Below are 18,774 nucleotides of genomic sequence, written 5' to 3' on the forward strand. Positions count from 1 at the left end.
GCTGCCCCATGGCACGTGACGCCGCCATAGGCGTAGAAATGAATACCCCAATATGCGCAGGCGCTTAGGGGCGGTGAGCCTCAGCCCTTGCGCGCCCGCGGATGGGCATTGCGGTACACGTTCATCAGCTGCTCGTTCTCGACATCCGTATAGCGCTGGGTCGTGGAGAGCGACGCGTGGCCGAGCAGATCCTGGATGGCGCGCAGGTCGCCGCCGTCCGCCAAAAGATGAGTCGCGAAACTATGCCGCAGGGCGTGCGGGGTGGCGCTGTCCGGCATGCCCATCAGGGCGCGCAGCTTCTGCATCTGGTGCTGGGCGACGCCGGCGTTCAGCCGGCCGCCGCGGGTGCCGACGAACAGGGGGCCGTCGGGCGCGAGCGTGAAGGGGCAGGACTCGATATAGGCGCGCACTGCGTCCGTCACAGCCGGCAGGACCGGGATCATGCGGTCCTTGCGCCCCTTGCCGGTGACGCGCAGCGTGTCGCCCAGCGGGGCGTCCTTGCGGGCCAGTCCCAGGGCTTCGGAAATGCGCAGGCCGCAGCCGTAGAGCAGGGTGAACAGGGCGCGGTCGCGCTTGCCGATCCAGGGCTCATCGCGGTCGCGCTCGGCCTCCTCCAGCAGGCGGTCGGCGTCGATCTCGGTCAGCGGACGCGGGGCTGGGCGCTTGACCTTCGGGGTCGCCAGCGTGGCGACGGCGGGGTTGTGCAGCCGGCCGCTGCGATCCAGCCAACGGAACAGGTTGCGCACCGACGCCAGCTTGCGCGCCCGGCTGGCCCCGACCAGCCCGTCCATCGCCAGCCGGGACATCCAGGCGCGGAAATCCACCGCCTTCAGGTCGCCCAGATCGTTGAGCGAGGGTGGGGAACCGCCGCGGAATTCGGTAAGGAAGCGCAGGAACTCTCCCACATCGGCGGTGTAGGCCGACAGGGTGTGGCGGGAGACCGCCTTCTCGCTCTCCATCCAGCGCCGCCAGTGGGCCAGCACGTCCTGGACATCGGGCTTCGCTGAAAAACCCAGAACTGATTCGGTCACGCCGGCAGCTCCAGCCAGCCGCGGATCACCCGCTCGATCACGCGGGCGAGGAAGCCGACCAGCTCGGTGCCCTGGCCGCTGTGGAAGGTGTCGGGTTCGCGGCTGCCGAAGGCGAGCAGCCCGTCGGGCGTCTCGCTGGAGACCTGGATGCGGATCAACGCCTCCGACCGGACGAGACCGGCGCCGGGGCCGTAGATCTCGGGATCGCCCTGGATGTCGGTGTTCAGCACCACGTCGGCGCGGCCCAGCCGGTCGGCGATGGCGCCCGGCTCCACCACCCGCACGCCGGAGCGGTGGACATGGGGGATGTCGGTGCCGTTGGATTCGATGACCAGACAAGCGACATCGAGGTCGAGCAGGACCGCGAGGTCGGTGGTGATGGTCTGGATCAGCTGTTCGAAGCTCTGGGCGTCGAGCAGGAACAGCACCGCGGCATGGATGCGGTTCTGGCTGTTCAGGTTGGCCCGGCTGGTGCCGATCAGCTCGCGCTGCTGGTCCTTGAGAGTGCGGACCTCGGCGCGCAGCCGGTCGACCATGAAGGCCTGGAGGTCCACCACTCCACGCCCGCGGTCGAGCGACGGCGGGGTCAGATGGTGGACCAGATCGGCGTTCTGGGCCAGGAAGTCCGGGTGGGTCCGCAGATAAGCGCACACATCCTCCGAAGAGAGCGTCGACGCCTGACGCGGGGGGTGGCCCGGTTCGCGGCCCCTGTCGGCCATGATCGCTCCGGCCCGCCTTACAGGATCGACTGGCCGGTCTTCTTCCAGTCCTCGACGAACTGGGAGAGACCCTTGTCGGTCAGCGGGTGGTTGAACAGCTGCTTGAGCACCGACGCCGGCGCGGTCACGACATGGGCGCTCAGGCGGGCGGCCTTGACGATGTGCATCGGGTTGCGGATCGAGGCGACCAGCACCTCGGTCTTGAAGGCGTCGTAGTTGTTATAGATCTCACAGATGTCCTTGATGATGCCCATGCCGTCCTGGCCGATGTCGTCCAGGCGGCCGACGAAGGGCGAGACGAAGCTGGCGCCGGCCTTGGCCGCCAGGATCGCCTGGGCGGGGGAGAAGCACAGCGTGACGTTGACCATCGTCCCTTCGGACGAGATGATCTTGCAGACCTTCAGGCCGGCCGGGGTCAGGGGCACCTTCACCGCGACGCGGTGGGAGATCTTGGCGATCTTGTGGGCTTCGGCGAGCATGGTCTCGAAGTCGGTGGACGCCACCTCGGCGCTGACCGGACCGTTGACGACGTCGCAAATCTCGGCCACGAGGTCGAGGAATTGACGGCCGGACTTGGCGATCAGGGAGGGGTTGGTGGTAACACCGTCCAGCAGACCGGTATCGGCCAGATCGCGGATCTCGGCAATGTCGGCGGTGTCGACGAAGAACTTCATGACGAAGGGTCCATGCTTGCTGATGTTGACCGGAACCGGCCGCGCCGGAAAGCTGACCGACGCGCCGTCCCGCCCGGTGCCCGGGACATGAGGCCACTCTAGCCGATGCGTTCGATTTCCGCCAGTTCCGCCCCGGGCTTTCAGGGGGATCTTCTTGGGGACGCGCCCGAAACGGGGCAGCCCGAAGGCGATTCCGCGGCAAATTCCGCAGATTTCCCGGCGAAGCCGCAGCAGCGCGGGCCGGACCGCCGCGTCGCCGTGCTGCTGCCGCTGCCCTTGCGCGAGGCCTACGACTACCGGGTGCCCGACGGAATGGCGCTGGTTCCCGGCGATTTCGTCGAGGTGCCGCTGGGGCCGCGCCGGCTGATCGGCGTGGTCTGGGGGCCCGGCGCCGGGACAGTGGAGTCCGGCCGGCTGAAGGCGGTGGTGCGCCGGTTCGACGTGCCGCCGATGACCGAGGTCGGCCGCCGCTTCGTCGAATGGGTCGCCGCCTACACCATGACGCCGCCGGGCTTCGTCCTGCGCATGGCGGTCAGCGTGCCGTCGGCGCTGGAGCCGCCCAAGCCGATGCTGGCCTATCTGCGCAGGCCGGATGCGGAACCGCCGCCCGGCTTCAAGATGACCGACCCGCGCAAGCGCATCCTGGCGCTGCTGACGGATGGCCCGCCGCGCACGCCCTCGGAACTGGCCGAGGAAGCCGGCTGCGGCGTGACGGTGGTGCGCGGGCTGGCCGAGGCCGGGCTGCTCGACCCGGTGATGCTGCAACCGACGCGGCTCGGCCGGCCGGACTGGCGCCGGCCCGGACCGACCCTGTCGGCGAACCAGCAGGCGGCGGCCGACGATCTGCGCGAGCGGGTGACCTCGGGATGCTATTCCACGGTCCTGCTTGACGGCGTCACCGGATCGGGCAAGACGGAGGTCTATTACGAGGCGATCTCCGCGGCGCTGGAACAGGGCAAACAGGCGCTGGTTCTGCTGCCCGAGATCGCGCTGTCGGCCCAGTGGCTCGACCGCTTCGCCCGCCGCTTCGGCGCACCGCCAGCGGAATGGCATTCGGAGCTGACCGGGGCGCAGCGCCGCGACACCTGGCGCGCGGTGTCCAAGGGCGAGGTGCCGGTGGTGGTCGGGGCGCGCTCGGCGCTGTTCCTGCCTTATCCCGACCTGGGCGTCATCATCGTCGATGAGGAGCACGACTCCGCCTACAAGCAGGAGGAAGGGGCGATCTACCATGCCCGCGACATGGCGGTGGCGCGGGCGCATCTCGGTGGGCTGCCCATCGTGCTGGTCTCTGCCACGCCGTCGCTGGAGACCAAGGTCAATGCCGACAGCCACCGCTATGCCCGGATCGAGCTGCCGTCCCGCCATGGCGGCGCCGTGCTCCCCGATGTCGAACTGGTCGACCTGCGGCGCGACCGCCCGCCCGCCCGGCACTGGCTGGCGCCCAGCCTGCGCAAGGCGCTGACCGACACGCTGGCCGGCGGCGAACAGGCGATGCTGTTCCTGAACCGCCGCGGCTACGCCCCGCTGACCCTGTGCCGCGCCTGCGGCCACCGCATGCAGTGCCCGAACTGCACGGCGTGGCTGGTGGAGCACCGGCTCGCCCGCAAGCTGCAATGCCACCATTGCGGTTTGCAGCAGCCCTTGCCCCATGCCTGCCCGGACTGCGGCGAGGAAGGGACGATGGCCGCCTGCGGTCCCGGCGTGGAGCGCATCGCCGAAGAGGTCGCGGAGCTGTTCCCCGACGCCCGTGCCGCCATCATGGCGTCCGACACCCTGCACGGCCCGCGCGCCATCCAGGAGATGGTGGAGAGCATCGGCCGGCACGAGCTGGACATCATCATCGGCACCCAGGTGATGGCCAAGGGCCACCATTTCCCGATGCTGACGCTGGTCGGGGTGGTCGATGCCGACCTGGGGCTGAACGGCGGCGACCTGCGGGCGGCGGAACGCACCTATCAGCTGCTGCATCAGGTGGCGGGACGTGCCGGGCGCGGCGAGCGGCCGGGCCGGGTGATGCTGCAGACCTTCATGCCCGAACATCCCGTGATGCAGGCGCTGGCCGCCGGCGACCGCGACGGCTTCTATCAGCTGGAGGCGGAGATGCGGCTGGAGGCCGGCATGCCGCCCTTTGGCCGGCTGGCGGCGCTGATCGTATCGGGCGAGGACCCGACGCTGGTGGAGCGGGTGGCGATGGCGCTGGGCCGTGCGGCACCGCGCAGCGACACCGTCCATATATTGGGACCGGCTCCGGCGCCGCTGGCGCTGCTGCGCGGGCGGCACCGCCGCCGCCTGCTGATGAAGGCGCCGCGCAGCACCCAGGTGCAGCCGCTGATCGCGGAGTGGCTGGACCGGGTGGAGATCCCGCCGGCCATCCGCGTGCAGATCGATGTCGATCCCTACAGCTTCCTTTAGGTGCGGTTAAGGCGGCCGGACCAAGCTGCGGCGAATTGACACGATGCAGTCCCGCGGGCGATCCGGCATGGCACCTGTGACGTTTGGTCCATTGCACCGCGCGGGGCATGGTATTACCACGGCAGGGATGGTTCCGAATCGAAACATCCCTGCCGGGATGAAACCCGCGGAGCCAAACGTCACAGGGACAGGTTCGGGCTGATGGTCGGCATGCTCTCCAAGCTTCGTCTGCGCGTTCAGCGGCAAACCCTGTTGACCGTGCTGCCGGTTCTTCTGCTGCTGGTGGTCATCGCGTTCGCCGCCGGCGCTCCGGCCCGCACCCGCGGCACCGACGCCGAGGCGCTGACGATGATCGACCGTGCCCAGCAACTGCTGGAGCGGATCGGTCCGGACGCGGCGGCCGAAGCGTTTGCCGGCCATGATAGCGCTTTCACCGACCGCGACCTCTACCCGATGCTGCTGGACGACAAGGGCGTGATGGTCGCCCATGGCTGGACCGCGACGCTGAACGGGTCGAACCTGAACGAACTGCACGACATCGAGGGCAAGCCTTTCATCCGCGAGGCGCTGGACGGGGTGGCGCGCGACGGACGGACCGACGTCACCTATCGATGGATCGATCCGCTGACGGGCCAGGTCGCGCGCAAGACGATGCACGCCCGCCGTCTGGTGCTGAACGGCAAGCCATACATGCTGGCGGTCGGCGTCTATCGCTGAGGTGCCGTGTATCGTTGAGGTGTTTGTGAAACCGGTGCGGCGGGTTGCCGCACGTCACTTTTTTACATGGTGAAATTTCGGGACGGCCATGGAGCCCGGCCTGACGCGGGTCAGAAAGCCCGCGGGCGGCGCGGGCGCCAGATCGACAGGCAGTCCGCGGCGCTGTCGCCGGCGCCGATGCCGTACCAGCCCGACCGGTCGTGGAAGGACAGGCTGTAGCGGCCCTTGGCGTCGCGTTCGAAGCGGAAGACGGGGCGGTCGACCTCCGGCAGCAGCACCAGAAGCCGGTCATGATCGCGTCCCGACTCGCGCAGCACACCAACCCAATGACCGTCGCGAATCTTCGGTTCGGCCACGGCGGCGAAGGCATCCATATCGTCCGGGGTAAAGCGGGCGCGGCAGAACTGGATGACGGTCGCCCCGCGCTCTTCCCCGCGGGAACCCGCGCCGGCGGCGGTGTCCGCGTCGGCAGTCGCAACGGTGTCGGTCGTCGGCAGGATGGTCATCGCGGAAGGGTCCCTGGTCGCCTGGAGCGGCTGCGGCGGGGCAAAATGACGGGAAACCAAGGTCGGATCGCCCACCCGCGCGGTTCCGGCCGACCGTGGATCAGATTGGTTAACCTTGAATTAAACAGGCAATAGGGCCACATCGAAGTCACAGCCGGTATGACCAGTCGAGCGGGACTCGAGTCCTCGGCGAACGCAATTGCGACCAATGATTCCGCAGTTGCTCAAAACGCCGCAGCCAAATTGTCCAGACCCCGTTGCGTGGGCGCGATTCCTGTGATATTGGACCGCTCGCTTTCGCGGCCGGGGTGTTTGTGCCTCGGGTTGACACCCTATAAGGCCGCCGAATTCACCGTCTACCGAACTCAATTCGAGGGATCAGGTGGCATCCGAAGGAACAGGCGTATCCGAACTCGCCGCGCGTTACTCCATCGCGCTGTTCGAGCTTGCGGACGAAAACCAGGCGTTGGACACGGTCGCGAGCGATCTGACCACGCTGAAGCAGATCCTGGCCGAGAGCGCTGACCTCCGTCGCCTCGTCCGCAGCCCCGTCATCAGCCGCGCCGATCAGGGCAAGGCCATGGCCGCTGTCTTGGACAGCGCCGGCGTGTCCGATCTGACCAAGCGCTTCATCGGGCTGGTGGCGGCCAACCGCCGCCTGTTCTCGATCGACGGCATGATCGAAGGCTTCCTGGCCGAACTGGCCCGGCGCCGCGGCGAGGTCACGGCGCAGGTCACCTCGGCCCAGCCGCTGAGCGATGCCCAGCGCAACGCCGTCATCGACGCGCTCAAGGCGTCCATCGGTTCCAAGGTGCTGGTGAACACCTCCGTCGATCCGGAGTTGATCGGCGGCATGATCGTTAAGTTCGGCTCGCGCATGGTCGATACCTCGGTGCGAACGAAGCTGAACAAATTGCAACTCGCCATGAAGGCCTCAGGGGGATCAGTCTGATGGATATCCGCGCCGCAGAAATCTCTGCGATCCTCAAGCAGCAGATCGCGAATTTCGGGACCGAGGCGGATGTCGCCGAGGTTGGTCAGGTCCTGTCGGTGGGTGACGGCGTCGCCCGCGTGCACGGCCTGGACAACGTCCGCGCCGGCGAAATGGTCGAGTTCCCGGGTGGCCTGCAGGGCATGGCGCTGAACCTCGAGACCGACAATGTCGGTATCGTGATCTTCGGCGACGACCGCGGCATCAAGGAAGGCGACACCGTCAAGCGCACCGGCACCATCGTCGACGTTCCGGTCGGCCGCGGCCTGCTGGGCCGCGTCGTGGACGGCCTGGGCAACCCGATCGACGGCAAGGGCCCGCTGGTCGACGTGACCCGCACCCGCGTGGAAGTGAAGGCCCCCGGCATCATCCCGCGCAAGTCGGTGCACGAGCCGATGCAGACCGGCCTGAAGGCCGTCGACAGCCTGGTTCCGATCGGGCGCGGCCAGCGCGAGCTGATCATCGGTGACCGTCAGACCGGCAAGACCGCCGTCGTCATCGACACCTTCCTGAACCAGAAGCCGATCAACCAGGGCGACGACGAGAGCAAGAAGCTCTACTGCATCTACGTCGCCGTCGGCCAGAAGCGCTCCACCGTCGCCCAGATCGTCAAGACCCTGGAAGACGCCGGCGCCATGGAATACTCCATCGTCGTCGCCGCCACCGCGTCGGAGCCTGCTCCGCTGCAGTTCCTGGCGCCGTACACCGGCTGCACGATGGGCGAGTATTTCCGCGACAACGGCATGCACGCCCTGATCGTGTACGACGATCTGTCCAAGCAGGCCGTCGCCTACCGCCAGATGTCGCTGCTGCTCCGCCGTCCGCCGGGCCGCGAAGCCTACCCGGGCGACGTGTTCTACCTCCACAGCCGCCTGCTGGAGCGCGCCGCCAAGATGGGCGACGCCCACGGCAACGGCTCGCTGACCGCCCTGCCGGTCATCGAAACCCAGGCCGGCGACGTGTCCGCCTACATCCCGACCAACGTGATCTCGATCACCGACGGTCAGATCTTCCTGGAAACCGGCCTGTTCTACAAGGGCATCCGCCCTGCCATCAACGTCGGTCTGTCGGTGAGCCGCGTCGGCTCCGCCGCCCAGATCAAGGCGATGAAGCAGGTCGCCGGCACCATCAAGATGGAACTCGCGCAGTACCGCGAGATGGCCGCCTTCGCTCAGTTCGCCTCGGACCTCGACGCCTCGACCCAGCGCCTGCTGGCCCGTGGCGCCCGTCTGACCGAGCTGCTGAAGCAGGGCCAGTTCCAGCCGCTGCCGGTCGAAGAGCAGGTCGTGTCGATCTTCGCCGGCGTGAAGGGCTACCTGGACGCCATCAAGGTCGAGGACGTCAACCGCTTCGAGGCCAAGTTCCTGTCGGAAATCCGCGCCAAGGGCGCCGATATCCTGGCGGCGATCCGCACCGACAAGCAGATCACCTCGGCGACCGAAGAGAAGCTGAAGGCTTTCCTCGACGGCTTCGCCAAGGTCTTCGCCTGACCGACCGCGCGCGGGGGCGGGAAACCGCCCCCCACCGTCTTCAAGACGGTCACGGAACGACCTCGAGCGGAATTGAAGGGCCGGCATGCCTAACCTCAAGGACCTAAAGAACCGGATCGCGAGCGTCCAGTCGACGCGCAAGATCACCTCGGCCATGAAGATGGTTGCGGCTTCCAAGCTGCGCCGCGCCCAGGAGCAGGCGGAAGCCAGCGGTCCCTACGCGGAGCGTATGGGCCGGATGCTGTCGTCCCTGGCCGCCAACGTGCAGGACAGCGGCAACGGGCCGAAGCTGATGACCGGGACGGGCGCCGACAAGGTGCATCTGCTGGTCGTCATCAGCTCCGACCGCGGTCTGTGCGGCGCCTTCAACGGCTCCATCGTCCGCGAGGCCAAGCGCCAGATCACGCGCCTGCAGGCCGAGGGCAAGACCGTCAAGGTGCTGACCGTCGGCCGCAAGGGCCGCGACCAGCTGCGCCGCGAGTTCGCCTCGCTGATCGTCGAGAGCTACGAGGATGTCGGCCGCCGCCGGCTCGGCTTCAGCGACGCCGACATGGTGGCGTCGAAGGTGCTGGCGATGTTCGACGCCGGCGAGTTCGACGTCTGCTCCGTCGTCTTCAACAAGTTCAAGTCGGCGATCTCCCAGATCGTCACGGTTCAGCAGCTCATTCCCTTCGCCGTCCCCGGCGAGGCGGTCGCGGCCACCGACGAGGTGAAGCCGCTCTATGAGTTCGAGCCGGACGAGGAGCAGATCCTCGCCGAACTGCTGCCGCGCAACCTGTCCATCCAGATCTACCGTGCCCTCCTGGAGAGCGCCGCGTCCGAGCAGGGCGCCCGGATGACCGCGATGGACAACGCGACGCGCAACGCCGGCGACATGATCAACAAGCTGACGATCACCTACAACCGGACGCGCCAGGCCTACATCACCAAGGAGCTGATCGAGATCATCTCCGGTGCCGAGGCCCTGTAACGGCGGCATCCGACCCGTAGGGTCAAGCCCATTTGCGCCGGCGACGGCATACCGACACTTACCGAGTTCCTAGGGAGCTTTACTCCATGGCCACCACCAATTCTGTCGGCAAGATCACGCAGGTCACGGGCGCCGTCGTGGACGTGCAGTTCAACGGCGACCTGCCGGCGATCCTGAACGCCCTGCACACCCAGAACGACGGCAAGACCCTCGTTCTGGAAGTGGCGCAGCACCTGGGCGAGAGCACGGTCCGCACCATCGCCATGGACAGCACCGACGGTCTGGTGCGTGGCTCGGAAGTGACGGACACCGGCAACCCGATCGCCGTGCCGGTCGGTCCGGAGACGCTCGGCCGCATCATCAACGTCATCGGCGAGCCGATCGACGAGCGCGGCGCCGTCAACGCCGCCCGTACCCTGCCGATCCACCGTCAGGCCCCGGACTTCGTCGACCAGTCGACGGACGCCGAAGTGCTGATCACCGGCATCAAGGTCATCGACCTGCTGGCCCCCTACGCCAAGGGCGGCAAGATCGGCCTGTTCGGTGGCGCCGGCGTCGGCAAGACCGTGACGATCATGGAGCTGATCAACAACGTCGCCAAGGCGCACGGCGGTGTGTCGGTGTTCGCCGGCGTGGGTGAGCGTACCCGCGAGGGCAACGACCTCTACCACGAGATGATCGAGTCGGGCGTCATCAAGCTCGACGGCCCGGGCTCCAAGGTGGCCCTGGTGTACGGCCAGATGAACGAGCCGCCGGGCGCCCGCGCCCGCGTCGCGCTGAGCGGCCTGACGCTCGCGGAATATTTCCGCGACGAGGAAGGCCAGGACGTGCTGTTCTTCGTGGACAACATCTTCCGCTTCACGCAGGCCGGTTCGGAAGTGTCGGCTCTGCTGGGCCGCATCCCGTCGGCGGTGGGCTATCAGCCGACGCTGGGCACCGACATGGGCGCCCTGCAGGAGCGCATCACCTCGACGAAGAAGGGCTCGATCACTTCGGTGCAGGCCATTTACGTGCCCGCTGACGATCTGACTGACCCAGCCCCGGCCGCCTCCTTCGCCCACCTCGACGCCACCACGGTGCTGTCGCGCTCGATCGCCGAAATGGCCATCTTCCCGGCCGTGGACCCGCTCGACTCGACCAGCCGCATCCTCGACCCGCGCGTCGTCGGTGAGGAGCACTACGGCGTTGCCCGTTCGGTGCAGAAGGTTCTGCAGACCTACAAGTCCCTGCAGGACATCATCGCCATCCTGGGCATGGACGAGCTGTCGGAAGAGGACAAGCTGGTCGTCGCCCGCGCCCGCAAGATCCAGCGCTTCCTGTCGCAGCCGTTCCACGTCGCCGAGGTGTTCACCGGCACCCCGGGCGTGCTGGTCCCGCTCGAGGAGACCATCAAGGGCTTCAAGGGCATCGTGAACGGCGACTACGATCACCTGCCGGAGGCTGCCTTCTACATGGTCGGCACCATCGACGAGGCGATCGCCAAGGCCAAGAAGCTGGCCGCCGCCTGATCCCACACCAGGGATTGCGGCATTCCGACCCGGCCCCATCGGCCTTGTGAAGAGGCATGAGACGGCCGGGCGGAAATCGACATCAGCACACCCCCTCCTCCCGTCAGCGGGGGAGGGGGTTCCTATGAAGAGGCACCAGGAAACCCATGGCCGATAAAGTCGAATTCGAGCTGGTCTCGCCGGAAAAGCTGCTGAAGTCGCAGCCCGTGGACATGGTCGTGGTGCCGGGTTCGGAAGGCGATTTCGGCGTCCTCGCCGGTCATTCGCCGATGATCTCGACCGTGCGTCCGGGTGTCATCGACGTCTATGAAGGCGACCGCATCGTCGACCGCGTCTTCGTCGCCGGCGGCTTCGCCGAGGTCACCGAGGCCCGCTGCACCGTCCTGGCCGAGGAAGCGGTTGCGCTGACCGACCTGGACCGCGCCGCGGTCGAGAAGCAGATCAAGGACCTGTCCGAGGATCTGGACGACAGCAAGTCCGACGCCGAGCGGGCGGCCGCCGAGTCCAAGCTGGCCGTCGCGCGTGCCAAGCTGGACGCGCTGAGCCAGGGCTCCGCTCACTGAGCGGCAGCGGCCGTCGGCCTGCATTCGGGCGAACGGCATACATCTCTTCGACGGAACGGGCGGCTTGGGCTTCCAGGCCGCCCGTTTTCCGTTGCGACTTGGTTGCATCGCGGCGAAGACCGATTACATTCGAAGGCCTGAACCATGAACCCCGCCGCATCCGACTGCAAAAGGCGGGGACACTGGCGACCGACCCTTTCCCGGAACGAACCTTTCCCGATATGAACCGGCCGCCACGGCAGGGCGGCCCAAAACAAGGCGGTAGAGCGGATCATGGCGCGTGCGCATTGGCGGATCGACGAGCTTCCCTGGGACCGTTTCGATGCCAGCAAGATCGATCCGGACCTGGTTCCGCTGATCAAGGCGGCGGCACTGGTGGAGTTCAACGCCGACGACTACACCGCCTATCTGTGCAACGTCTTCAACGACGATCCTGAGTTCCAGGAGGCCGCCCATGGCTGGTCGGTCGAGGAGGTCCAGCATGGCGAGGCGCTGGGCCGCTGGGCCGAGCTGGTCGACCCGACCTTCGACTTCCGGGCGGCGGTCGAGCGCTTCCGCGCCGGCTATCGCGTGCCGATCGACCTCGACGCCTCGGTCCGTGGTTCGCGCACCGGCGAGATGATCGCCCGCTGCATGGTGGAGACCGGCACCAGCTCCTATTATGCCGCCATCGGCGATTCGACCGACGAGCCGGTGTTGAAGGAGATCTGCCGCAACATCGCCGCCGACGAACTGCGCCATTACAAGATCTTCTACACCTACGCCAAGAAGTATCTGGACCGCGAAGGGCTGAACAAGGTCCAGCGGCTGAAGGTGGCGCTGTCGCGCATCGGTGAGTCGGAGGACGACGAACTGGCCTATGCCTATTACGCGGCCAACGCGCCGGCCGACGCCGTCTACGAGCACAAGCTCTACAACGCCGCCTACAAGCGCCGGGCGTTCGGCCGCTATCGCCGCAAGCATGTCGACCGCGCCATCGCCATGGTGTTCAAGGCCTGCGGGTTGAAGCCGCACACCCGCCTTTGCAGCCTGGCCTCCCGCGGGGCCTGGTGGTTCATCGACCGTCAGGCGCGGAAGCTGGCGGCACAGGCGGTCTGATCCCTCGGGAAGGCTGGCGGTGCCGGTCTCTTTGGGGTAGCCATTGCGGCGCCAATCACCCAGAGAGGGTTCCGGAGACATGAAGCTCTATTACAAGCCGGGCGCCTGTTCGTTGTCGCCGCACATCGTCCTGCGCGAAGCGGGACTGCCCTTCGAACTGGTCAAGGTCGATCTCGTGACCAAGACGCTGGCCGACGGCAGCGATTTCCGCGCGGTGAACCCGAAGGGGCAGGTGCCCACTCTGGCGCTCGATGAGGGCGGTATCCTGACCGAGGGTGCGGTGATCGTGCAGTACATCGCCGACAAGGTTCCTGCCAGCGGCCTGATCCCGGCGGCCGGCACGATGGGGCGCTACCGCGTGCAGGAGCTGCTGAACTTCATCGGGTCGGAACTGCACAAGGGCGTCGTCCCGCTCTTCCCGATGTTGAACGACGTGGTGTCCGACACCCACCGCCAATTCGCGACCAAGGTCCTGAGCGGCAAGCTGGCGGTGCTGAACCACCAGTTGGATGGCAAAGCCTACCTGACCGGCGACAGCTTCACCGTCGCCGACGCCTATGCCTACACGGTGCTGAGCTGGTTGCCGCGCATCAAGTTCGACCTGTCGCCCTTCCCGAACCTTACGGCCTTCGCCGAACGCGTCGCCGCCCGTCCGGCAGTGCAGGCGGCGCACGCCGCCGAAGCCCAGGGCTGAACGCCGGCCGGTCTGGATGAGCACCGGATGAAAAAGGCCCCGTCTCGCTGGAGACGGGGCCTTTTCCTTGTGGGCGCGCTGTCGAGGTCAGGCAGCGTTGGGCTTGCGCCGCATCGGCGTATTGCCGCCGGGGGTGCCGGCCGCACGCGGCGCCTGCTTGCCGCTGCCGTTGCCATGGCTGTTCCCATGCGACACGGCGTGCGGGGCGGGGCGGCGGTCGTGGCGGTTCTGGTCGTTGCGGGCGGCGTCCGGACGCGGGGCTCCGGCCGGCTTGCCGGCCTTCTGCGGCGCCTTGGCGGGCTGCTGGGCAGCCTTGGGCGCCGCCTTCGGCGCGGCGGGGCGGGCCTGCTGCTGGTTGCGGTTGTTCTGGTTGCGGTTGCTGCCCGGCGCCTTGGGGCGGGGCGGCGGCTTGGACGACGCGTGGATCTGCGCTACCTCCACCGCATGGTAGGGATGGGTGGTGTCGGCCGGGATCGGCTGGCGGATCGTCTTCTCGATGTCCTTCAGATAGCCGACCTCTTCATGGTCGCAGAAGGACACGGCGCTGCCGTCGGTGCCGGCCCGCGCGGTCCGGCCGATGCGGTGGACGTAGCTTTCCGGCTCGTTCGGCAGGTCGAAGTTGATGACGTGGCTGATGCCGTCGATGTCGATGCCGCGCGCGGCGATGTCGGTCGCCACCAGCGCCCGCAGCTCGCCGTTGCGGAAGCTCTCCAGCGCGCGGACGCGGGCCGACTGCGACTTGTCGCCGTGGATGGCGTCGGCGGTGATGCCGGCCTTCTTCAGATGGTCGGCGATGCGGTCGGCGCCGTGCTTGGTGCGGGCGAAGACGATGGTGCGGGCCATCGCCGAATCTTCCAGCAGATCGGCCAGCAGGCGGCGCTTGTCGGCGCGGTCGACGAACAGGACGCGCTGGTTGATGCGCTCCACCGTGGTCGACTGCGGCGTCACCTCGATGCGCTCGGCATCGGTCAGGATGCTGTTGGCGAGGTCCACCACGGCGTCGGGCATGGTGGCGGAGAACAGCAGGGTCTGCCGGTCCTTCGGCAGCACCGCGACCACCTTCCGCACGTCGCGGATGAAGCCCATGTCGAGCATGCGGTCGGCCTCGTCGAGGACGAAGAACTCGATGGTGCCGAGGTTGACGTGGTTCTGCGCCATCAGGTCGAGCAGGCGGCCGGGGGTGGCGATCAGCACCTCGACGCCGCGGGCGATGGCGGAGACCTGCGGGCTCTGGCCGACGCCGCCGTGGATGACGGTGCGGCGGATCGGCAGATGGCGGCCATAGGTGGTGAAGCTGTCGCCGATCTGAAGCGCCAGTTCGCGCGTCGGCGTCAGGATCAGCACGCGGGGCGACTTGGCGGCCACGCGCTTCTTGTTCTGGAACAGCCGCTGCAGGATCGGCAGCGTGAAGGCGGCGGTCTTGCCGGTGCCGGTCTGGGCGAGGCCGAGAACGTCGCGGCCGGCCAGCAGAAGCGGGATGGCGCCGGCCTGGATCGGCGTGGCCGTAGAGTAGCCTTCCTCGGCGACGGCGCGCAGAAGAGGCTCGATCAGGCCGAGGCCGGAAAATTCAGTCATGGAAGCGATGGTCCTGGTCACCAGAATGGGGGCCGCGCCAGGAGGGAGCGGCCGGGCTTGCGCGCTCCGCGGCGGGTTGGCGCGGAGCCGTCGGGCGGCGGGCGATCAGGCGCGCGCAAGTCCTGCGCGACGCCGGGCGCCGTCCGACCCCGGACAGATAGGGCCGGTGGCTTGATTTGGCAAGCAAACTCGGCGCGCGGCAGGGGTGCGCCGCGCCGGTTCGGCTGAACAGACGGAAGCTTGGCAGGAAAAAAAGGGCGCGAACCGGCTCCACTGTCATGCGGCATACGGTCGCGCCCCGTGGCTTGCGCGGCGGCTTACGGCTTCTTGATGACGCCGCAGGCGAGACGGTCGCCGGAGTTGCCGGCCGGCTGGCTGAGGTAATCGTCGGGCTGGGCGTGGACGACGATCGAGGTGCCGCCCTGCTTGAACAGGCCATCGGCTCCGTCGGTCAGGGTGACCATGTGGGTGATCGCCTCGAACCCCGCCTTGCCGGCCTCGTTGGCCCAGATGTTCGGCAGTTCGCCATAATGCATGTGCTCGGCCTCCAGCCCGTGCTTGGCGCCCTGGGCGGCGAAATGGCCGCCGGCCGCCTTGAAATCGGGGGTGCAGGCGCCGTTTTCGTGGATGTGGATGCCGTGCCAGCCCGGCGAGAGTCCTTCCAGCTGGCCATGCACCAGGATGCCGTGCGGGAATTTGGTGAAGGTGACGGTGCCCAGCGGCTTGCCCTGCGCGTCGGCGACGGCGGCCTGGGCGGCGGGAGCAGGGGCTGGTGCGGACTGCTGGGCCAGTGCCGGAGCGGCGGCCAGCGACAGGCCGGCGAACAGCAGGGCCGGGGCGAGGGACAGGGTGCGGGGCATTCTGGTGGATCCTCCGTCTTGAGTGTTGGCCTGTTGGCCGGCGCGCCTGGACGGCCGGCGGGTGACGACTTTACGCCGCTGCGAAACCGCTCTGGGATTGCGAACGGTTTTCAGTATGATGGGGGCATCGGCAAGCAAAGACCAGGGTTGGGGTTATGACGTCGCGTCTGGAAGCGTTGTGCATGGAAAAGGGCCTGAAGATGACCGGCCAGCGTCGTGTCATTTCACAGGTGTTGTCGGAGGCGGACGACCACCCCGACGTCGAGGAGGTGCATCGCCGCGCCGTGCAGATCGACCCGCGCATCTCCATCGCCACCGTCTACCGCACCATGCGGCTGCTGGAGGACGCGCAGGTGATCGAGCGCGTCGACCTGGGCGACGGCCGCGCCCGCTATGAAGAGGCGACGGCGGACCACCACCATCACCTGATCGACACCCGCACCGGCCGGATCATCGAATTCGCCAGCCCGGAGCTGGAGGCGATGAAGGAGCGGATCGCCCACGAGCTTGGCTACAAGATCGTCGGCCACCGGCTTGAAATCTACGGGGTGCCGCTGGACGACGCGGCCGACGGCGCCCTGGATGAGGAGGAGCGTCCATGACCGACCCCCGTTTCCCCGAGGCCGACCAGCCCATCGCCGAGGCCATCGCCTGCCGGAATGCGGTACAGCGCTGCTACTCCGGCTTGTGCCGCTGCGGCCAGCCGGAGCGCTATGCGCTGGAGGCGGCGGTGACTGTCTACCGCTACCATCATCCGGAGATCTCACCGGCCCAGGCGGAGACCATCGTCAGCCATTGGGTGGCGGGACCGGTCCGGCATTGAGGGTCCCGGCGGCAAGACAGTCGCCGGCGGACGGATATATGAAAATAGTCCTTGATTACCGCCGCATAAAATCCTAAAACCAGACCTGTCAAGGCGACGGGTCCGCCCCCGGACCTTACGCCCGACAGCACCAGAGCTCCCCCCTCGCTTCGGTCCCGAAAAGGGCCGGCCGGACACTCCCAAAGTCCGGCCGGCCCTTTTTGTTTTCGCGTTTCGCCCGCGGCCGGCGCTGCGTCCTGCACGCACCCCCGACAACCGGGTGGCGGAACGAATCCTCCCGCCATGCTCCCCGCGGGATCCGCAGGAACGCGAAAGGAAAATATACCTATGTCGACCAGCATCGCACAGGCGTTCGTCAAACAGTTCGAGCGCGAGGTCCATGAGGCTTACCAGCGCATGGGCTCCAAGCTGCGCAACACGGTGCGCGGCAAGAACAATGTGCAGGGTGCCTCCACCGTCTTCCAGAAGGTCGGCAAGGGCGCCGCCGCCACCAAGTCGCGCCACGGCGCGGTTCCGGTGATGAACCTGGACCACACGCCGGTGGAGTGCGCGCTGTACGACTTCTATGCCGGCGACTGGGTCGACCGGCTGGACGAGTTGAAGACCAACATCGACGAGCGGCAGATCATCGCCAATGCCGGCGCCTATGCGCTGGGCCGCAAGACCGACGAACTGCTGATCGCCGAGCTGAACAGGTCCGTCAACTATGCCGGCAGCGCCACCGACGGGCTGACCAAGGCCAAGATCCTGACCGCCTTCGAGATGATGGGCGAGGCCGACGTGCCGGACGACGGCCAGCGCTATGCCGTCGTCGGCTGGAAGCAGTGGAGCCAGCTGCTGGGGATCGAGGAGTTCGCCAGCGCCGACTATGTCGGTTCCGACGAGCTGCCCTGGCGCGGCACCCAGGCCAAGCGCTGGCTCGGCACGCTGTGGCTGCCGCATTCCGGCCTGACGTTGAGCGGCAACGTCCGGCTCTGCCATTGGTACCACAAGACGGCGGTCGGCCACGCGGCGGGTGCCGACGTGAAGACCGACATCACTTGGCACGGCGACCGCGCGGCGCATTTCGTCAACAACGTGATGAGCCAGGGCGCCGCGCTGATCGACACCAGCGGCGTGGTCACCCTGCGCTGCCTGGAGAGCTGAACGGAGGAGGGTGAGCCTCCCTCCCTTCCGTATCCCCCCACACAAAATCCGGAGTCTTCGATCCATGGCCTATGCGTCCAAGGATTTGAGCGTGCTCGCCTACGCGAATGGCTTCACGCTCTGGCACTACACCACGCATGACGTGGCGACCGACGTCGATACCGCCGGCTATTTCAACGGGGCAGCCGACCTGCTGCGGGTGGGCGACATGCTGCTGGCGAACTGCGCGGTCGGCAGCGCCACCCCCGCCACCGGCGTGCTGGTGGTGGCGGCCAGCGCCAACGGGGCGGTCGATGTCGCCAACCTGACGCCGTTCGGTAGCGTCAACAGCGACTGATCCGCCGAAGGGAAGGGCGCCGCACCGACGGCGCCTCCCACTCGCCTTTCGCTTCACGTCCGCTACCCGGAGACATGTCCCATGGCCCTGACCGCCATCGGCCTGTGCGGCCGTGCGCTGATCAAGCTCGGCGCCACCGCCATCGCTTCCTTCGACGACGGCTCCGCCGAGGCGGAAGTGGCCGCCGCGCTTTACGGGCCGACGCGCGATGCGCTGCTGTCGGCCAATGCCTGGAGCTTCGCCAGCGTGCAGGTCACGCTGCCGCGGTTGGCCGAGCCGCCGGTCGCCGATTATGCCAACGCTTTCCAGCTGCCGGCCGGCTTCCTGCGGGCGCTGGGGGCGGGCGGCGAGGGACGCGGGCGTGGCCTGTCCTACCGCATCGTCGGACGCACGCTGCTGTGCGATGCCGGCACCGTCACCCTGTCCTACATCGGCCGCCCGGCGGAGGAGGATTTCCCCGCCTTCTTCGATCAGGTGCTGATCGCCCGGCTGGCTGCCGAGTTCTGCATCCCGCTGACCGAAAGCTCGACGCGGGCGGAACTGCTGGCCCAGCAGGCCGAGAGCGAATTCCGCCGCGCCCGCCAGATCGACGCCCAGCAGGACAGCCAGCCCGGCTTCGAGGACTTCACTCTGATCGACGCGAGATCCTGACGGAGAGGG

General features: G+C 67.7%; 20 protein-coding genes. 14 read left to right on the forward strand and 6 right to left on the reverse strand.

Annotated features, from left to right (window positions below; all coding sequences use genetic code 11):
• Window positions 1-80: 80 nt before the first annotated feature.
• The 3 genes from ABNQ38_RS25335 to fsa are packed head-to-tail and all read right to left on the reverse strand — an operon-like array spanning window position 81 to window position 2,424.
• The gene (locus tag ABNQ38_RS25335) at window positions 81-1,031 is read right to left on the reverse strand and encodes a tyrosine recombinase XerC (protein WP_377808624.1); all 951 of its coding nucleotides are present in this window, start codon (window positions 1,029-1,031) and stop codon (window positions 81-83) included.
• Window positions 1,028-1,750, reverse strand: a complete 723-nt coding sequence (locus tag ABNQ38_RS25340) for a DUF484 family protein (protein WP_377808625.1) — start codon at window positions 1,748-1,750, stop codon at window positions 1,028-1,030. Before ABNQ38_RS25340 ends, ABNQ38_RS25335 begins: the two co-directional genes overlap by 4 nt.
• 17 nt (window positions 1,751-1,767) lie before the next feature.
• Window positions 1,768-2,424 carry a fructose-6-phosphate aldolase gene (fsa, locus tag ABNQ38_RS25345; protein WP_377808626.1) on the reverse strand — a complete coding sequence of 219 codons (657 nt, stop codon included), beginning with the start codon at window positions 2,422-2,424 and terminating at the stop codon, window positions 1,768-1,770.
• Between the two features lie 105 nt (window positions 2,425-2,529).
• Between fsa and ABNQ38_RS25350 the strand changes: the two genes are divergently transcribed.
• Both ABNQ38_RS25350 and ABNQ38_RS25355 read left to right on the forward strand, forming a co-directional pair.
• Complete coding sequence (locus tag ABNQ38_RS25350) at window positions 2,530-4,836, forward strand: primosomal protein N' (protein ID WP_377808627.1); 2,307 nt, start codon at window positions 2,530-2,532, stop codon at window positions 4,834-4,836.
• Window positions 4,837-5,046: 210 nt separating this feature from the next.
• Window positions 5,047-5,553 carry a cache domain-containing protein gene (locus ABNQ38_RS25355; RefSeq protein WP_246307125.1) on the forward strand — a complete coding sequence of 169 codons (507 nt, stop codon included), beginning with the start codon at window positions 5,047-5,049 and terminating at the stop codon, window positions 5,551-5,553.
• 110 nt (window positions 5,554-5,663) lie between these two features.
• Here ABNQ38_RS25355 and ABNQ38_RS25360 read toward each other — a convergent pair whose 3' ends face one another.
• A complete protein-coding gene (locus ABNQ38_RS25360) occupies window positions 5,664-6,059 on the reverse strand; it encodes a hypothetical protein (protein WP_098739057.1) in 396 nt (131 codons plus the stop codon).
• A gap of 382 nt (window positions 6,060-6,441) precedes the next feature.
• Between ABNQ38_RS25360 and ABNQ38_RS25365 the strand changes: the two genes are divergently transcribed.
• The 7 genes from ABNQ38_RS25365 (at window position 6,442) to gstA (ending at window position 13,373) form a co-directional block, all read left to right on the forward strand.
• Window positions 6,442-7,011, forward strand: a complete 570-nt coding sequence (locus ABNQ38_RS25365; RefSeq protein WP_098739058.1) for a F0F1 ATP synthase subunit delta — start codon at window positions 6,442-6,444, stop codon at window positions 7,009-7,011.
• A complete protein-coding gene (gene atpA / locus ABNQ38_RS25370; RefSeq protein ID WP_098739059.1) occupies window positions 7,011-8,540 on the forward strand; it encodes a F0F1 ATP synthase subunit alpha in 1,530 nt (509 codons plus the stop codon). The genes ABNQ38_RS25365 and atpA overlap by 1 nt, the downstream gene beginning before the upstream one ends.
• Before the next feature lie 85 nt (window positions 8,541-8,625).
• A complete protein-coding gene (locus ABNQ38_RS25375) occupies window positions 8,626-9,510 on the forward strand; it encodes a F0F1 ATP synthase subunit gamma (RefSeq protein WP_377808629.1) in 885 nt (294 codons plus the stop codon).
• A gap of 86 nt (window positions 9,511-9,596) precedes the next feature.
• Window positions 9,597-11,018, forward strand: a complete 1,422-nt coding sequence (gene atpD, locus ABNQ38_RS25380) for a F0F1 ATP synthase subunit beta (RefSeq protein ID WP_109048034.1) — start codon at window positions 9,597-9,599, stop codon at window positions 11,016-11,018.
• Between the two features lie 146 nt (window positions 11,019-11,164).
• The gene (locus ABNQ38_RS25385) at window positions 11,165-11,581 is read left to right on the forward strand and encodes a F0F1 ATP synthase subunit epsilon (protein ID WP_109048033.1); all 417 of its coding nucleotides are present in this window, start codon (window positions 11,165-11,167) and stop codon (window positions 11,579-11,581) included.
• A 273-nt stretch (window positions 11,582-11,854) separates the two neighbouring features.
• On the forward strand, window positions 11,855-12,679 hold the full coding sequence (locus tag ABNQ38_RS25390) for an acyl-ACP desaturase (RefSeq protein WP_377808630.1): 825 nt from the start codon (window positions 11,855-11,857) through the stop codon (window positions 12,677-12,679).
• Between the two features lie 79 nt (window positions 12,680-12,758).
• On the forward strand, window positions 12,759-13,373 hold the full coding sequence (gene gstA, locus ABNQ38_RS25395) for a glutathione transferase GstA (protein WP_377808631.1): 615 nt from the start codon (window positions 12,759-12,761) through the stop codon (window positions 13,371-13,373).
• A gap of 87 nt (window positions 13,374-13,460) precedes the next feature.
• Here the strand turns inward: gstA and ABNQ38_RS25400 are convergent, their stop codons facing one another.
• Together ABNQ38_RS25400 and ABNQ38_RS25405 are read right to left on the reverse strand one after the other, a co-directional pair.
• Window positions 13,461-14,948 carry a DEAD/DEAH box helicase gene (locus tag ABNQ38_RS25400; RefSeq protein ID WP_199235238.1) on the reverse strand — a complete coding sequence of 496 codons (1,488 nt, stop codon included), beginning with the start codon at window positions 14,946-14,948 and terminating at the stop codon, window positions 13,461-13,463.
• 317 nt (window positions 14,949-15,265) lie between these two features.
• The gene (locus ABNQ38_RS25405; RefSeq protein ID WP_377808632.1) at window positions 15,266-15,808 is read right to left on the reverse strand and encodes a superoxide dismutase family protein; all 543 of its coding nucleotides are present in this window, start codon (window positions 15,806-15,808) and stop codon (window positions 15,266-15,268) included.
• Between the two features lie 155 nt (window positions 15,809-15,963).
• Between ABNQ38_RS25405 and ABNQ38_RS25410 the strand changes: the two genes are divergently transcribed.
• The 5 genes from ABNQ38_RS25410 (at window position 15,964) to ABNQ38_RS25430 (ending at window position 18,765) form a co-directional block, all read left to right on the forward strand.
• Window positions 15,964-16,410 (forward strand): Fur family transcriptional regulator, encoded by a 447-nt coding sequence (locus ABNQ38_RS25410; RefSeq protein ID WP_377808633.1) that lies wholly within the window; start codon window positions 15,964-15,966, stop codon window positions 16,408-16,410.
• Window positions 16,407-16,631 carry a hypothetical protein gene (locus ABNQ38_RS25415; protein ID WP_377808634.1) on the forward strand — a complete coding sequence of 75 codons (225 nt, stop codon included), beginning with the start codon at window positions 16,407-16,409 and terminating at the stop codon, window positions 16,629-16,631. The genes ABNQ38_RS25410 and ABNQ38_RS25415 overlap by 4 nt, the downstream gene beginning before the upstream one ends.
• Before the next feature lie 327 nt (window positions 16,632-16,958).
• Complete coding sequence (locus ABNQ38_RS25420; RefSeq protein ID WP_377808635.1) at window positions 16,959-17,777, forward strand: phage capsid protein; 819 nt, start codon at window positions 16,959-16,961, stop codon at window positions 17,775-17,777.
• A gap of 64 nt (window positions 17,778-17,841) precedes the next feature.
• Window positions 17,842-18,114 (forward strand): hypothetical protein, encoded by a 273-nt coding sequence (locus ABNQ38_RS25425; RefSeq protein ID WP_377808636.1) that lies wholly within the window; start codon window positions 17,842-17,844, stop codon window positions 18,112-18,114.
• Between the two features lie 81 nt (window positions 18,115-18,195).
• A complete protein-coding gene (locus ABNQ38_RS25430; protein WP_377808637.1) occupies window positions 18,196-18,765 on the forward strand; it encodes a hypothetical protein in 570 nt (189 codons plus the stop codon).
• The last annotated feature ends 9 nt before the right edge of the window (window positions 18,766-18,774 follow it).

The sequence above is a fragment of the Azospirillum sp. A29 genome (assembly GCF_042604625.1).
In the GTDB taxonomy this organism is placed as follows: domain Bacteria; phylum Pseudomonadota; class Alphaproteobacteria; order Azospirillales; family Azospirillaceae; genus Azospirillum; species Azospirillum palustre.

Excerpts from the sequence above, each read along its gene's own strand:
- ABNQ38_RS25340 (WP_377808625.1), bottom strand. The coding sequence starts at position 1,750 with ATGGCCGACAGGGGCCGCGAACCGGGCCACCCCCCGCGTCAGGCGTCG.
- fsa (WP_377808626.1), bottom strand. The coding sequence starts at position 2,424 with ATGAAGTTCTTCGTCGACACCGCCGACATTGCCGAGATCCGCGATCTG.
- ABNQ38_RS25350 (WP_377808627.1), top strand. The coding sequence starts at position 2,530 with ATGCGTTCGATTTCCGCCAGTTCCGCCCCGGGCTTTCAGGGGGATCTT.
- ABNQ38_RS25355 (WP_246307125.1), top strand. The coding sequence starts at position 5,047 with ATGCTCTCCAAGCTTCGTCTGCGCGTTCAGCGGCAAACCCTGTTGACC.
- ABNQ38_RS25360 (WP_098739057.1), bottom strand. The coding sequence starts at position 6,059 with ATGACCATCCTGCCGACGACCGACACCGTTGCGACTGCCGACGCGGAC.
- atpA (WP_098739059.1), top strand. The coding sequence starts at position 7,011 with ATGGATATCCGCGCCGCAGAAATCTCTGCGATCCTCAAGCAGCAGATC.
- ABNQ38_RS25375 (WP_377808629.1), top strand. The coding sequence starts at position 8,626 with ATGCCTAACCTCAAGGACCTAAAGAACCGGATCGCGAGCGTCCAGTCG.
- atpD (WP_109048034.1), top strand. The coding sequence starts at position 9,597 with ATGGCCACCACCAATTCTGTCGGCAAGATCACGCAGGTCACGGGCGCC.
- ABNQ38_RS25385 (WP_109048033.1), top strand. The coding sequence starts at position 11,165 with ATGGCCGATAAAGTCGAATTCGAGCTGGTCTCGCCGGAAAAGCTGCTG.
- ABNQ38_RS25390 (WP_377808630.1), top strand. The coding sequence starts at position 11,855 with ATGGCGCGTGCGCATTGGCGGATCGACGAGCTTCCCTGGGACCGTTTC.
- gstA (WP_377808631.1), top strand. The coding sequence starts at position 12,759 with ATGAAGCTCTATTACAAGCCGGGCGCCTGTTCGTTGTCGCCGCACATC.
- ABNQ38_RS25400 (WP_199235238.1), bottom strand. The coding sequence starts at position 14,948 with ATGACTGAATTTTCCGGCCTCGGCCTGATCGAGCCTCTTCTGCGCGCC.
- ABNQ38_RS25405 (WP_377808632.1), bottom strand. The coding sequence starts at position 15,808 with ATGCCCCGCACCCTGTCCCTCGCCCCGGCCCTGCTGTTCGCCGGCCTG.
- ABNQ38_RS25410 (WP_377808633.1), top strand. The coding sequence starts at position 15,964 with ATGACGTCGCGTCTGGAAGCGTTGTGCATGGAAAAGGGCCTGAAGATG.
- ABNQ38_RS25415 (WP_377808634.1), top strand. The coding sequence starts at position 16,407 with ATGACCGACCCCCGTTTCCCCGAGGCCGACCAGCCCATCGCCGAGGCC.
- ABNQ38_RS25420 (WP_377808635.1), top strand. The coding sequence starts at position 16,959 with ATGTCGACCAGCATCGCACAGGCGTTCGTCAAACAGTTCGAGCGCGAG.
- ABNQ38_RS25425 (WP_377808636.1), top strand. The coding sequence starts at position 17,842 with ATGGCCTATGCGTCCAAGGATTTGAGCGTGCTCGCCTACGCGAATGGC.
- ABNQ38_RS25430 (WP_377808637.1), top strand. The coding sequence starts at position 18,196 with ATGGCCCTGACCGCCATCGGCCTGTGCGGCCGTGCGCTGATCAAGCTC.